Origin of the sequence: Allomuricauda sp. XS_ASV26, assembly GCF_041224615.1 — a bacterium.
Classification (GTDB): domain Bacteria; phylum Bacteroidota; class Bacteroidia; order Flavobacteriales; family Flavobacteriaceae; genus Flagellimonas; species Flagellimonas alginolytica.
Map to the genome: position 1 here is coordinate 780,657 of NZ_JBGFGK010000031.1, position 14,290 is coordinate 794,946.

The 14,290-nt window shown below is 38.8% G+C and carries 14 protein-coding genes and 1 riboswitch; of the genes, 10 read left to right on the forward strand and 4 right to left on the reverse strand.

All coding sequences use genetic code 11. From position 1 onward, the window contains the following. The first annotated feature begins 9 nt into the window (after nucleotides 1-9). The 10 genes from AB9K32_RS11050 (at nucleotide 10) to AB9K32_RS11095 (ending at nucleotide 9,579) form a co-directional block, all read left to right on the forward strand. A complete protein-coding gene (locus AB9K32_RS11050; RefSeq protein WP_369885184.1) occupies nucleotides 10-222 on the forward strand; it encodes a hypothetical protein in 213 nt (70 codons plus the stop codon). 21 nt (nucleotides 223-243) lie between these two features. Beyond that, a complete protein-coding gene (locus AB9K32_RS11055; protein ID WP_224834973.1) occupies nucleotides 244-804 on the forward strand; it encodes a hypothetical protein in 561 nt (186 codons plus the stop codon). A 78-nt stretch (nucleotides 805-882) separates the two neighbouring features. Beyond that, the gene (locus AB9K32_RS11060; protein WP_369885185.1) at nucleotides 883-2,586 is read left to right on the forward strand and encodes a hypothetical protein; all 1,704 of its coding nucleotides are present in this window, start codon (nucleotides 883-885) and stop codon (nucleotides 2,584-2,586) included. A 67-nt stretch (nucleotides 2,587-2,653) separates the two neighbouring features. After that, a complete protein-coding gene (locus AB9K32_RS11065; protein WP_224834971.1) occupies nucleotides 2,654-3,034 on the forward strand; it encodes a hypothetical protein in 381 nt (126 codons plus the stop codon). A 454-nt stretch (nucleotides 3,035-3,488) separates the two neighbouring features. Next, complete coding sequence (locus AB9K32_RS11070; RefSeq protein WP_369885186.1) at nucleotides 3,489-4,106, forward strand: hypothetical protein; 618 nt, start codon at nucleotides 3,489-3,491, stop codon at nucleotides 4,104-4,106. Further along, nucleotides 4,103-5,275 (forward strand): hypothetical protein, encoded by a 1,173-nt coding sequence (locus AB9K32_RS11075; protein WP_369885187.1) that lies wholly within the window; start codon nucleotides 4,103-4,105, stop codon nucleotides 5,273-5,275. Before AB9K32_RS11070 ends, AB9K32_RS11075 begins: the two co-directional genes overlap by 4 nt. Next, nucleotides 5,276-5,617 (forward strand): hypothetical protein, encoded by a 342-nt coding sequence (locus AB9K32_RS11080; protein WP_369885188.1) that lies wholly within the window; start codon nucleotides 5,276-5,278, stop codon nucleotides 5,615-5,617. Between the two features lie 8 nt (nucleotides 5,618-5,625). Beyond that, nucleotides 5,626-6,960 carry a hypothetical protein gene (locus tag AB9K32_RS11085; RefSeq protein WP_369885189.1) on the forward strand — a complete coding sequence of 445 codons (1,335 nt, stop codon included), beginning with the start codon at nucleotides 5,626-5,628 and terminating at the stop codon, nucleotides 6,958-6,960. A 25-nt stretch (nucleotides 6,961-6,985) separates the two neighbouring features. Then, complete coding sequence (locus tag AB9K32_RS11090) at nucleotides 6,986-8,860, forward strand: hypothetical protein (RefSeq protein WP_369885190.1); 1,875 nt, start codon at nucleotides 6,986-6,988, stop codon at nucleotides 8,858-8,860. Between the two features lie 80 nt (nucleotides 8,861-8,940). Then, entirely contained in the window at nucleotides 8,941-9,579 is a 639-nt protein-coding gene (locus AB9K32_RS11095; protein ID WP_369885191.1) for a hypothetical protein, read from the forward strand. Nucleotides 9,580-9,992: 413 nt separating this feature from the next. Here the strand turns inward: AB9K32_RS11095 and AB9K32_RS11100 are convergent, their stop codons facing one another. The 4 genes from AB9K32_RS11100 to pnuC all read right to left on the reverse strand — a co-directional run bounded on the left by AB9K32_RS11100 (nucleotide 9,993) and on the right by pnuC (nucleotide 13,771). After that, nucleotides 9,993-10,913: a YeiH family protein gene (locus AB9K32_RS11100; protein ID WP_369885192.1), complete on the reverse strand. Its 921-nt coding sequence runs from the start codon at nucleotides 10,911-10,913 to the stop codon at nucleotides 9,993-9,995. A 75-nt stretch (nucleotides 10,914-10,988) separates the two neighbouring features. Continuing rightward, nucleotides 10,989-11,873: a LysR substrate-binding domain-containing protein gene (locus AB9K32_RS11105; RefSeq protein ID WP_369885193.1), complete on the reverse strand. Its 885-nt coding sequence runs from the start codon at nucleotides 11,871-11,873 to the stop codon at nucleotides 10,989-10,991. Nucleotides 11,874-12,171: 298 nt separating this feature from the next. Further along, a complete protein-coding gene (locus AB9K32_RS11110) occupies nucleotides 12,172-13,200 on the reverse strand; it encodes an acyl-CoA dehydrogenase (protein ID WP_369885194.1) in 1,029 nt (342 codons plus the stop codon). Then, nucleotides 13,172-13,771: a nicotinamide riboside transporter PnuC gene (gene pnuC, locus AB9K32_RS11115; RefSeq protein ID WP_252079279.1), complete on the reverse strand. Its 600-nt coding sequence runs from the start codon at nucleotides 13,769-13,771 to the stop codon at nucleotides 13,172-13,174. Before pnuC ends, AB9K32_RS11110 begins: the two co-directional genes overlap by 29 nt. A 52-nt stretch (nucleotides 13,772-13,823) precedes the next feature. Further along, a riboswitch (TPP riboswitch) is annotated at nucleotides 13,824-13,927 on the reverse strand. Nucleotides 13,928-14,290: the final 363 nt, after the last annotated feature.

Below are 14,290 nucleotides of genomic sequence, written 5' to 3' on the forward strand. Positions count from 1 at the left end.
CAAATTTTAATGGAAAGCATCAAAACCAAACTAGGTCAAGGAGGCCTGGTACTTGCCGCTATGGGCCTAGTTTCTGCCCTATTGTCAATTTTTAATTATAACATCAGATTACTTGCTTGGATAGATAGTTGGGGCAGTGCCATGGGATGGGTGCTCCGGGTAGTATTAATTCTGACAGGTGGCGTCCTGTTTCTTCTATTCGGAAGAACAGAGGAGGAATAATCAACTAAAACCATTATACAAATGAAAATACAACTGACAATTTTAATGATAGCAATAACGCTGGTTTCCTGCTCCGGAGACGTGGCTAAGCAGCCTGCTACCTCCGACGGCTTTGCAGGTATAGAGAAAGAACTGAAAAATGAATTTGGTGATGATGCCTATTATACTGAATTAACCATTATTTATAATGAATCCATTGGCAATAGCATTTCGGCTACGGTGACCGATGCTCCTGAATCCTTAAAAATGGGGCAGTGGACCTACTCTTTGGGTAACTGGAAACAAACGTCGGAACTATCCTTGGAACTGCCACAGGGCACCAAGGCTGCCGATTTCATGTTTCAATTGGATAAAAAGATAGGTCTTAGACGATTAGGAGAGCTCGTGGAAAAGTCAAGCAAGAAGTTAAACGAAACAAAAGACATTAACAACCCTAGACTTGAAATGGCGTTTATCAAATATCCCAAGAACGGTAATGCGAACGAGGCACAATATATTGTAAAACTGCAACCCGAACATGGGGGAACTTCTTTCACTTTTTCATACCAAATGGACGGATCGTTCCTTGAAATGGACTACTAAATACAAATGATCTTGCAATTATTTGCTGTACCTAATTAATATAAAAAAATAATTTCCCAAACATTTAAACCCAAAACAATGATTAAAAAGATTCAGAATTACACAACAGTATTGATTTTTTTAATGCTGGTTACCATTGGCTGTACCAATGATGACGACCAACCTAACAGCGTTAATCTTCAAAATTTGGAACTGACCTTGGACGAAAACCCGAGTAACGGTGAAACTATTGGGACCATACAAACTGAAGGAGGTTCTGCCATAAATTTCAGTATAGTGTCACAGTCTCCATCCGGAGCGTTGGACGTTAATGGTTCTACAGGTGAACTAACTATAGCCAATTCGGCATTATTCGATTTTGAGACCTATCCTACCATTACCGCAACCGTTACTGCAGAAAATGCCGAGAATTCAGCGAACATTACTATAAACTTGAATAATACAAATGAGGTTTCCGGTCAGAATTTAGAAGTGACCATAGATGAAAATCCGACTAATGGACAAGTGATCGGTAGTCTCCAGACCATAGGCAATGCTTCCGGTTTTGCTATAACTGATCAATCTCCCCAGGGCGCCATGGATATTGATGCAAATACGGGTGAACTTACCGTTGCAGACGCTTCTTTGTTCGACTACGAGACCAACCCGACCTTAACGGCAACTGTAACCATTGTAGATGCCGATGATCCGGTAACCGTAACGGTAAACCTTGAGAATGTAATTGAGGTAACGGCACAGGACCTTACGGCCTCTGTTGATGAAAATCCAACCGATGGTCAGGTTTTAGGTACCCTTCAGGCCAGTGGAACAGGAACCTTGAGCTTTTCAATTACTTCTCAAAACCCAATGGGTGCGATGGCTATAGATAACGCTACAGGAGAATTAACGGTCATTGACCCCAATCTGTTCGACTTTGAAACCAACCCTGTAATCACAGCGGACATTTCTGTTACCGATGGCGAGGAAACAGCTACCGCTACGGCTACCATTAATCTAAACGATGTTGATGAAGTATCTGCCCAAAATACCGATTTGTCCATAGACGAAAATCCATCTAATGGAGATGTTGTAGGAACCCTTCAGGCAAGCGGCTCAAATTTAACCTATGCCATTACGTTCCAAAACCCTGCCGGGGCATTTAACATTGACCAAAACACCGGGGAGTTATCAGTTGCCGATGAAACGCTTTTCGATTTTGAGACCAACCCCAATATGTTGGCCACCATTTCAGTAAGCAATGGTATCCAAACTGTTTCCGCCAATGCGTTCGTTGAACTTAATGATTTAAACGAGATTGGGGAATTCAAATATGGTGGTGTTATTTTTTGGATAGATCCTGCTAGTAATAATAGTAGTGGATTGGTGGTTGCCGTAAGCAACCAATTTTATTCAGGTACATGGGGTTGTACCGGTACTCTTACTGGAGCTACGGGTACGGCAATAGGCACAGGAGCAGCAAATACGGCAGCGATAGTTTCGTCAGGGTGTGCAACTTCTGGAAGTGTAGTTGAACTAATTTCCAATTTAGATTTAAATGGATATGATGATTGGTTTTTGCCCAGTGAAGATGAATTAACTGCGATGTATACAAATATTAGCATTGTTAATGCTACTACTACTGCAAATGGAGGGCAAGTGACAACCCAATTTCATTGGAGTTCTACAGAAATCAATACGACCGCTGCAACACTCGTGAATCTCACTACCGGTGCAATAGGAGGTAGCGGTAAAGATGGCAACATATACTTTGTAAAACCGGTAAGAGCTTGGACAGATTTATAAAAATTAGTGCCACAGATGGTTTTTGCCATCTGTGGTTTTTAAATTATTACCAAAAACATTGAAAACTATGGAAAATCTAATTCGGCTTAAACCTGAGTTTGCCAATTTGGATGCGCTTTATGAACTTTTAAAAAGTTCTGGCTACGAATGTTCAAAAGAATACGATGTCTGGGAACAACGTACGGACACCAGCGGGCAAATGGCACATTGTATTGTGCTTAAAAAAAATGGCATGCACGCAGTAAAACTATTTTTTGTGAATGAAAATACGGTGAAAATAAATCATATCATTCCCAATAAATTGATGAACGCCTATTTTGGGAATAGCGCAAAAGCTCATAAGAATATGCTAGAGCTTCTAGGGGGGTCAATCAAGCGTGCCTTGTTAAAAGGGGCTCAACAAAAAGCTTTCGAAGAATTGGAAAGAGCAGTGGCCAAAGCCTGCTGATCAATTATATTAGGCAACTATCTAATAGATATCTATGCTGCTTTACTAGATTAAAGGGTGTAAAAACATTTAGGCTCCCACTTTTTGTTATTTATTCTAGTACGATCGGGACAAGTAACAACCTGGCATCCCCATCCGCAATCTTATTTATGGTAATACCATATTTTTCCTAATGCAAAAACGGGCATATGAAGTATAATACATACACACAGGGTTGGATTTAATCCATCGTTTTAATAATGCAATCGATTTTAGGTCATGGTTGCCCGTTTAAGCAAAATGTATAAACTATTTAAACGGTATAAAGCGTTATAGAATAAGGAGTGGTATATATTGGGTTCTATTTTTGGTGTTGAATTGATGTCGATAATCCTTTGTATCACCTTTATAGTGATAAATAAATACATGGTTTTAAAGCTAATCAAGCATTTAACCAGTAAAACAAACCAATCTTGTGTTCATACTTATCCTTATTTTATTGATTATTGTGGCAGTTCTGCTGCTAGTTCTTGTTTTTAGGATGTTCAAATGGGCCTTAAAAAGTAAAAGAAGGATTTTGATAGCGTTGTTTGTGTTGGCTGTTGTCATTATTGGAATAGGCGTTGACCAGCTATTTTTTAAAAATATGCGGTTCATTCAGTCCCAAGTATATCCAAACCTGTATTTGGTAAAATACCCGGACAAGGATTATTCTAGGGTAGAACGGGCCATCCAGGAAAAAATAAAGGAGCATCTGAAAACCGAACATACTACGGGAAAACCACTTTCCTATTCAGGAGAAAAAGCCATTTATTTTTATGAATACGGGGGAATGTCCTTTGGTTTTTTGGGCGATGCAGGCACCGGTTATTTTATTGACCATGAAGAAGATCTGGGGGGCTTTGTTACCGAAGAATTGGGCATGTACCAAAAGTATCGATTGGCAGAATTTCACTATAACCCATGCCCCAATGATTCTACGGTGTACTGTGGTGAGATCAATTATTTCAATCAAGGGGAATTTAGTAAGGTCGATAGTCTAAAAAATTTGGCTTCGATACCTATTCATCCTAACCATAAAGCTTTAAAATGAAGTTGTTATTCATCTTTTTTGCAATCTTATTGCTGTCTTGCGGTCAGGGGAACAACCGTGTTGAAAAAGAGCAAAAAGCTAAAGATTCGGTGAATACCAACCTTGTGGAACCATCAGAAAACTTAAACGAGGACGAATGGGAAGCTCCGGCCGAGGTTCAAGAAAAAAATCCATTGGAAATCAGCATCCTAAATCTGTATAAATCCATGGAAGATAAGGATGAGCAAGAGTTTCTACGGCAGTTTCCTAAAGATTTTAAACAATTCCAAAGCTATTTTGGCTGGGATACGCCAAATGATGCTCCCCATGAGCTATACGAACACAGTGTACATTACATTGAATACTTGTTTTATTTGTTGCGTACCAACAAATACCCTAGCCATGAAAAAAACATCATCAGTATTTGTGGGAATGGCCAATGGGAACCCGATGCGGTCAACTACTTTCAACACCATGTCGTAACCCATATTAAGGAAAACGAGAAATATAATTTGATAAACGATCTTAGTGATGATAGGGCAAAATCGGTCCTGTTTTTTCTCTTCGATGGGCCACATCCAAAATTGGATGCCGAGTTTGTCTCGCATTTAAATGCTTCAAAAAAACAGATTTTAGAAGATTTATTTGAAACAGCGTTTTTTGATGACAATGAAAATCCGGACCCATTTCCAGATGATCAAACCAATAGAACCTACAACTTTTCGGATTATGTAGAAAATGAGCACTTTTTTATAAGGGATATCGACATCAACAACGATGGTGTCCTCGATAAAATAGTAAGTGCCGAACGGTATCAAGGTGACGAACTGTTGCTCTTTTTAAATGATGGGGAAGAATTTGAGTTCACCTTAAAAACCATCAATTTTTCGGAAGATGGAGGCAACCAAATTGTCGATGTGATCGCAGAACAGGGCGGTTTTTTCATTAAAACAGCATTTCCTGATAGGGGGCTAAACGAGGCATACCATCACATAATCTTTAAAGACAATAGTTGGATACTGACCAATTCGGTCTACAGAACCCAAAGTAGCAATCAAAAAGATGCTTTTATCCATGTATGCAATGTGACGCAAGGACTAAATATGGCTGACACCCATTTTTTTGAGAAACTAAAAGGGATGCCCGATGAAGTTGAAAAAGACACGGTTTGCACGAAAGAAATCTTATAGATGCGAATTTTAAAACACATATTGGTCTATCTATTTTGGACTCTGTTGTCATTGTTCATAGGCATTGGCTATATGCGTTTGCTTTTAGGAGTCAATACGGTAAGTGAAGAAGGGCTATGGTATCTACTTCATTTGTTTTTTGAGATTGGAATGATTCAGGTAGGACTATGGGTCGGGGCTGCTATAGCAATTTGTTTTGTGTTGTTGGATGTCTTTTACCTACGAAAGAAACTGAAAAACAATCCCAAAAAGATGGTTATCCGTTTGGTGGCACTGCTGACCATTACGGTACTCGTTGTCATAGTGCATTATTTACTCGAAAAAGTCATTGACGTAATATAGAATAAGAAATGAAATACCGAATCTTTATACTGTTCCTTTCGCTCGTTTCCTGTAATCAAGGTGTTAAAGAGAAAAAAATGCCTGAAACAAAATTGCAGGAAATAGAACTAATTCAGGAGAAAGTTGACACCATTCCAGCGGATAAAAACCCCACAAAATTCATTAGTGCATTACGGTCCAATGAACCTGTTTTGTTTAATGAAATATATACCGATACCCTAGAGTTTAACGATTATAACGATGATTATGATTATTGGTACCTAAATGGTCGTAAAAACGGCGAAGATGTGTCACTGATTTATAATTGGGACTGGCGAAATAATCAAGATTACAATTTCAGGCAAGGTGACCTGATTATGATTCAATGGAAAATGGATAGCATTGTTAATCCTGGGGACGAGGAAGTCGTTAACATGAAGGAGGTGGCGATTAATGCCAAAAAAATAGCATCGGGTAACAAGCCGATTACATTTTTATCTCGCAAAATTGCTTATGATGAAGGAATCAAAGAAGAAGTAAGTTCCATGGTGATCAACCAATCCTATTTGCATGATATCACGCTACCAGAAAAAGTGGCCTTGGCCTTTGTAGCTTATGATATTGGTAACGAATGTGAAGGTGGCTACGACTCGGATGGAAACAGACGTGTACTATGGTGCCGTATAGTATCAGCTTTGGATTTGGGACACCAATGTTCCGACAAGCAGCTCAACTTTTTACGAAAGTGGTTTGCCAAGGATACTGTCGCCCTAAAAAAGCTGGAGAGTTGTCCCACGATACCCAACACAGCCACCATTCAGACCACTTTTGATGAGATTCTGATACAGAAAAACGTGGCCGAGAAAACAATTACGGTGAGCTATAAGATTACGGGCATAAATATGCGCGAGTCAAAATCATGGCAATGGTCACAGACCGATGTTTTTGAATATGATTCCGAACACATTGTTTTGGTCGATTCCAAAAAATGGGATGTATCAGAAGAAGATGCTAACATAAATCCAGATGCTGTTGAAAATATTGATCCTCAAACCTTTGTTCTGGCCCTTAAAGACCACATACTGGACGAATGGAAGAAACAGGACAATTTTGATTCCCTTAAAATCACATTTACCAATAATGTTTTAAGCGTTGAGGGCAATGAAGGCTTTACTTTAAGTAATTATGATTTTAACGAGATGGTCATCAACGGCACCGATGACCCACAGATTTTATACCTGACCATTGGTAATGAAGGTGGCGGTGCCGGTGGCAATGTAATGCTGAAAGAAACCTATGCTTTAACAGTTCTGGATGCTGAAAATTTTGAGATAGCAAGCGTAAAATCCTCATTACTGGACTAAACAGTAAAGCTTTAAAAAGTAGTAAATGAAAATTCAATATCACATAGCCTTATTAGCACTTACCATCTCCTGTGGCCACGTCCCCAAAACGGAAAAAGAACCGGAAATCGACACCCAAGGCGCCGTTGAAATCATTGAAACGACTTTGGATACATCAGCTAAAAGCGTGCATTTAGATTTTACCGAAGTAATTGCCAATATGCAAACTAAAAAATCGCCACATATTGAAGACACAAATTTTGACAGTTTTATCGAAGAAGACGATTATGATAAGATAGATGTCAAAGCTTTGAAATTGGACCAGATCTATCCTGATTTCAATACTGAAGGGTACAACTACAGGGTCATTGCCAAGTACAAAGTTCCAGTATCCAACAACTTTCACACCTTGGTGACAACCGTTTTGAAAGGAGATCATGAAATGGAGACGATTATAATCAATTACGATACGGAGGGGAACATCATAGATCACAAACAAGTAGCTTTCGATGAAATAGCCGAAAGTATGTCCAGAACAGTCTCCCGCATAAGCGAAAACAAATTAGTGGTAAACAAAATCTTTTGGGGCAACATCCGGGAAGTGGAGAAAATTGAATACGAAATTAGGAGTGATGGGACCATTAAAAAAACAGATGACATAAGATTGAACGATTCCTTTAAAAATTTCACACTGATCAACAGTGTTTTAATGGACCTGAAATTGGATTGGGTGCAAACAAAGACCGATTTGATCACTACCCTGGAACACCCTGACAATCCCAACGAGAGCATTGTGGTCATCCCAGAAGTTGTGGATGAGGGCGAACAGTATTTTGACCTCAACAGCCACATTGTTATTGCGGACAACCGTTCTGGAAAAATAACGCACAACTACTTTGAAAGCTCCCAAACAAATAATTGGGTTTCCGATGCCATAGAACTAAATAAAATTCAAATAAACGCTACCCCATTCAAGATTGCAGAAAACAAAATGGCCTTCGGGTTAAACGTTTCGCATTTTGGACATTCAAGAGTTAATCCGTATACCAATAAAACACTGTCCCTTTTTGTGAAATCAGGGGATAGTTTATTAAAAGTGCTCGCCGATTATCCCGTTGAAAGTAATGGTGGCGAATGGAACGGCGATTGCGAGGGGGAATTTGTGGAGGAAAGGAAAACATTGGTGGAAAGTACAGAAAAGACCAACGGCTATTTCGATTTGCGCGTTACCAAAGAAATTACCTACTCAGAGAGTACAAAGGATAAAAACGGGGATTGCGTCTCTACCGATAGGAGTGAAATAAAAACGGCAATGCTGAAATTTAATGGTACAACCTATTCCGAAACAGAAATTGATGCAGCCTTATTTTCCGAATTCCATCCCCAAAAATTAGATGGCCTACAGCTAGGGAATTTTGATATAAACCATGCCTTTGAATTGGACAATTTTAAATATGTGTCTGGAAATTACCAACCTGAAGATGGGCAAATCGCATCACCGGATACCGAAACGGATTGGGGCGATAGGCTTTTGATGTTGGATGAATCAAACAAAATAGTATACCAATCAGAAGGTATAGGTGACGCCTATCTATTTGAACCCCATTTTTATAAAAGTGATGCATCAAACAAAATCATTATTATTTGCCAAATGGCATTCGAATATCCATTTGGGGGCGAGGCTTTTATTCTCGAAAAAGGAACCATAAAACATCTTGGCACTCTCGACATTGAAGGAGATGGTGAAAAATATCTGACCGAAATCATATCAATAATAGAATGGAACGACAGTATTGAATTCACCTTTAAATCGGACAAGCTGGTTTTGGGACCTGGCTCAGAAAACGTGACCATGGCCAACGACAACGTGAGATATGTGTACAGAAACAATGAATTGATTCTAAAGACTAAGGGCAGATGAATTCTATTAAAATATATTTTTTGCTAGTCTACTTTTTAATTCATGGGCTCTGCGCACAAAAGAATCCAACCCATCCGGAATTGGCAAGATCAGGAAAGGAAATGCAGGATTTGGTTCCTTATGGCTGGCGGGTTTTGTCGCAAGCTTCAGGGGACTTAAATGGGGATGGTCGTGAGGATTTGGTATTTGCCCTACAAAATACCCTAAAAGAAAACTATGAATACAATGATGGGCTTGGGGTTGATACGCTGGACCTTAATCCCAGAATGTTGGGCATCTACTTTGGCAAAAGGAATGGAAAACTCAAAAAGGCGCTGCAATCCAATACGTTTATCATAAATCGTAACGTACCAACCATGGACGAGCCTTTGGATGGTCTTCAAATCCTCTCCAATGGTAACCTTCAAATAGATTTTCGTTTTTGGTACAGTGCCGGAAGTTGGCACATGTCCAATGACACGTATAGGTTCAGGTTTCAAAACAAGTCTTTTGAATTGGTTGCTTATGAGAAAAGTGAACGTCATCGGGGCACTGGTGATGAAATTGACCACAGTATCGATTTTGAAAATGGAACCCTAAAAATCATAACCACAACCATTGGTGCCAACGAAGAGCGGGAATATAAGGAGGAGTCCATAAAGTTTGAGCTACGCCGATTAAAATCAATAAAAACATTAGGAAAGCCTTTTGAATGGGAATTTCAACAGCTTCGCATATAACTAGTTCTCGCTTACAGAGCAGCATAAAAATCATGATGTTCATTGTAATTCCTGTGCTTAGAGCACTTATTAAAATTGAGGGCAGCCGATATATTTGAATAGTCAATTCGAGCAGATATTTGTTAGTATAGAAATATACCTTGTACGAAAGATTTGACTTCATCGTGAATCAATCTCGCTAAGCTCAACAAACATTATGCGCATCAAAAAGAAGCCTTGCTGATGATTAAAGTTTTGCACTGTGCCTAGGTCAAGCTTTACCAACGAAGAAGCAAGGATTTTAATCAACTTACATATGTTATCGATTTGATATTGATGTGTAACAATCTTGATTTAATAATGGGGAACCTGCTTTTTTGAATAAAATTATCATTCTTAGAAATGAATTGTATTGGACGAGTTTTTTACATGTTTTAATACACAATATATAAAAGCGAGAAAAGTGAAATAAATACCCATAAAGCCATTGCCAGAACTATAGGCTTGGTTCCTGTGGCCTGTAACTCTCTCAATGAAATTGTTGAACCTACTATAAAAAGTGTGGTAACCAACAAACGTTTCGATAACAGTACTATAAAATCGGTGGCGGATACGGGCAAAATCTGGAGCGAATTGATAATAATGACCACAACGAACATAAGGATAAAGTAAGGAACTTTAATTTTCTCCCCTTTTGTTTTAAAAAGAAACATTGAAAAAAATGATAACGGAATAATCCATAGAGTTCTGGATAGCTTTACCGTTGTCGCGGTCCTTAGGGCCTCATCTCCAAAATTCAACGCCGCCCCGACCACAGAACTTGTGTCGTGGATGGCAACGGCACACCAAAGTCCAAATTGTTCTTGTGTAAGATGCAACCATTGGCCTACAGCTGGGAACACAAAAAGTGCAATTGAATTTAATGAAAAAATAACGATCAATGCAACACTGATAGTGTTGCTCTTGGCCCTGATTACAGGGGAAATCGCTGCTATGGCACTTCCGCCACAAATAGCAGTGCCAGATGTAATAAGATGACCCAACTTTAGATCTAACTTTAAAATTTTTGCAAGGGATAGTCCTAGTAGTAGAGTAAACAAAATAGAAAAGAAGGTGATTCCCAGTCCTGCTATACTGGTTTGAATAGTTTCTTGTATAAACATACCAAAGCCTAGGCCAACAATGGAGATTTTTAAAAAGTAATCAATTAATCTATGACTGTAACTTTTAAAAGGGTTGCCAAACAAAAAGGAATAACACAGGCCCAGCAGTAGTGCTATTGGACTGCTTAATTGCCCCAATAATCCAAGTGAAACAATAGATAGGTAGATTCCTCTTATAAAATATACTTTCATACCGGTACAATTTAGAGATACAAAAGTAGAGTGTATTTATAACTAATATGTATATTAAATAATTATGAAGTATAACTAATAGTTATAATTGTGTAGAATGGATTTTTGAATATGATCCATGGTGGTTGAAAGGTACCCGGTTCTTTTTGCTAAATAAAACCACCTTTCTATGCTGGTATTTTTAATATCTATGACCTTAAGCCTGTTCTGCGACAGATCTTGGATAATTGAATGTATTGAAACCAGGGCAAAATCTTGGGAGTTGTAGAGGTAATTCTTTATAGCTTCGGTGCTGTTCAATACAACAACTGTGTTTAGGCTTTCAATCTTTTCATTGGAAAGAAAGTTATCTATTATCTTTTTGGTCCCAGAGCCCTTCTCGCGTTCTATTATCGGGATATTTTTTAATTCTTCAAGACTGATACTACTTTTTTTAAACGAGTTGTTTGCTGCATTGGTGACCAGAACAATTTCATCTTTAATTAATTTTTTAAATTCTAGTTTGGGATTTGAAATGATACCTTCTGTGATTCCGAAATCGATTTGCTCATTCATGATCAGCTTTTCTATGTTTTCGGAATTATCGCTGGTAATGTTGAAAGTTGTTTCAGGGAATTGAACTCTGATCTTTGCGATTATTTTTGGAATTATATAATTGGAAAAGGTTGTACTCACCCCGAACGAGATCGATCTTGGAAAAGGCTCGTTTTTAGTAATGAATTGCTCTTCCATTTCTGAATAAATAGATAGTATTTTGTTCACATAAACCAGAAATGACCTTCCTTCCTTTGTTAATTCAATAGAACTTCTTTTACGGACAAAAAAGGTGGTTCTATATTCTTCTTCCAAGGATTTAATGGTTTTGGACACGGCCGGTTGCGAAATATGAAGGTGTTCGGCAGCCTTGGTAAAGTTTAACTGATTGGCTACAGTTTTAAATATGTGCAATTTGGTTCTCATTCGGCTTTTTCAAAGGTATCCAGAATCTTGTTATGCCTCCGGCTTGTTAAAAAGATCCCAGTCGACCGTCGATTATTAATAGATGTACAACCAGAAGAGAATGGGAAATTGGGGCAGAACTAACATTTTTGGGAAAATAAACATTAAAATCGAGAACAAGATAAAAACTTTACGAACCATTGGTGTATTGATCAATGTCCAAGGATTGAGATTTGTGTGGTGAAAAAATCAAAAGAAATGCTATGGTTTTGCCAATTACATAGGTTTAGGAGTAGCCAAACAACCATTCTGGTTGTAGTTAACGTTTGCCTAGCAGACTAAAGTTATGATGTTGTGTGGCGGTGAAGAAATCATTGAAAATATGGTTTAATGGGTGTCCAATACTGCATGCACGTATGCCCAATGTGGTGTAGGCCTTTATAAATTTATCACTAAGACGCTGGACCAGTTCGGTGGCTTCTTGGTGGAGGCCCAAGGCAAAGGGTTCCGGTATTTTGTCCGAGTTGGTTACCATCTTATGGACTTTCATAGCATACCTGTGGCATATGTTGTTACTTTTTAGGATTATCTGTTGGAACTCATCCAATAAAAGATTGGGGCCATTACTTTTAAGGGATTCGCTCAAAAAATGTTCTGCTATACCTATATAGTTGACCCAAAGGGTCAAATCTGCAAAAACCGTAAAGGGCGTCCTAAAAATGGAGTGAGGCAAGCGTAGTCGATCATATGTAAAGCTATATTTTTCATCAATCAATATGGAGTCAACGCTAAAGGAATGGGTAGCCGTGGCCCGAAGCCCGATGGTGTTCCAATCTTTGATAATTGCAACATCTTGCCTGTTCAACAAAAAGGATCGAATTATTGGCGCCCCTTCCTTACAAAGAACATCCTTGCCCTCTTTCTGAACTTTTGCGTTCAAAGTAAAATGAGTCAAATATGGTGCCCCCGTTGCATATTTCCATGTTCCGTTAAGTACGTAGTTATTGCCATTTATTTGAGCAGTTCCTGTAGCTCCGCCACTCCCACCAAAACAGATAGGCGTGGTCGATTTGTTGAAGATCGTTTCGGCCACATCGTGGTTCAGGTTTCCGATAAAAAAATTGGCTCCGCTGCAAAGGGTTACCGTCCAACCCAAACTACCATTGGCCCTAGCCAATGATTGGAGCATTTTTAACCCATTAGGCAAGGACATTTCCAGCCCGCCAAATGATTTGGGCACCCAAATGTTCCATAGGTTGTTCTTGCCTATCCACTCCAGAACGTGTGGGGAGAGTTCATCTCCGAAACAATGCATTTCTTCAAGCTCTTGCAAATCTGTTACTTTCATCTTTCTCTAAAATTCGTTTCCATTTAAGGTACCCCGATATGGCCACTGCGAACAAAAATGCAGTAAGTCCGGCATAGATATACAATTCCTTATAGATCAATAGGGGTATGGATATAATATTGCTAATGTTGAGATATATCCAATTTTCTATTTTTCGTTTGGCCATCAACCACATCCCCGACCAGGCAAAAGCGACAACAATGGCATCCCAAAAAGGTACATCCGAATCGGTATGCTGGCTCAACCAGTAGGCCATTATCGCAAAACACCCCATGGCAATGCCTATTGCAATGCTATGTTCTTTGCGATTGGAACTGGAAATAGGGGTTTCCATTGCCTTTTTGCCCAGTTTCCAATAAAACCACCCATAAATGCTCATGATCAAATAATAGAGGTTCAAAAGTATGTCTGCATATAATCTGGATTGGTACAGGACCCAGATACTGATAAGAATGGCAACAATGCCAAAAAGATAATTGTGAACATTGTTTTGCCGGGCCAAAAGCACTTGTACCACGCCAAAACCGGTGCCCAGCCATTGCAATAACACTATTTCGGAGAAAAGTTCCATTTTTTTGGGTTTACTTTTAAAATGAGGTGCCCAAAAAACGGAATACAAGTCAAAACTGACCTTGCCGTACTCCCTACGCCAGCATTACCTGGATCAGGTGCGAAGCATTTGCTTCCGGGTATAATCTCAGCCCAAAGTGGGCACCCCATGATACTGCGAAGATATCATTATTTATGGTCCAATTAAAAATCAATTTCGGGCAAATGCAGGAAAAGCTATCGTTGTTGTTGGATTTGGACGTTCACCATCAGCCTATTTCACAGAGACTAGGAAAATTATACTTTAACTTAGGTGTACCATTCGTAATTATGATTAGGCCATTAAACTATATATGGCAAGCTTGATAAGCAAATCCAATCTGTATAGTTGTTTTTATTTTTTGAGCAGGCTTACGTTAAATTAAAGTATGTAGTGTAGTTTAACGTAATCCTTCATGAAATTTGATGAAAAAATAAATATATTTAATGTTTTTTTGGAAAAAGCTGAATGTTTTCTTGTTTTTTGTCCTTGAAAAGAAAA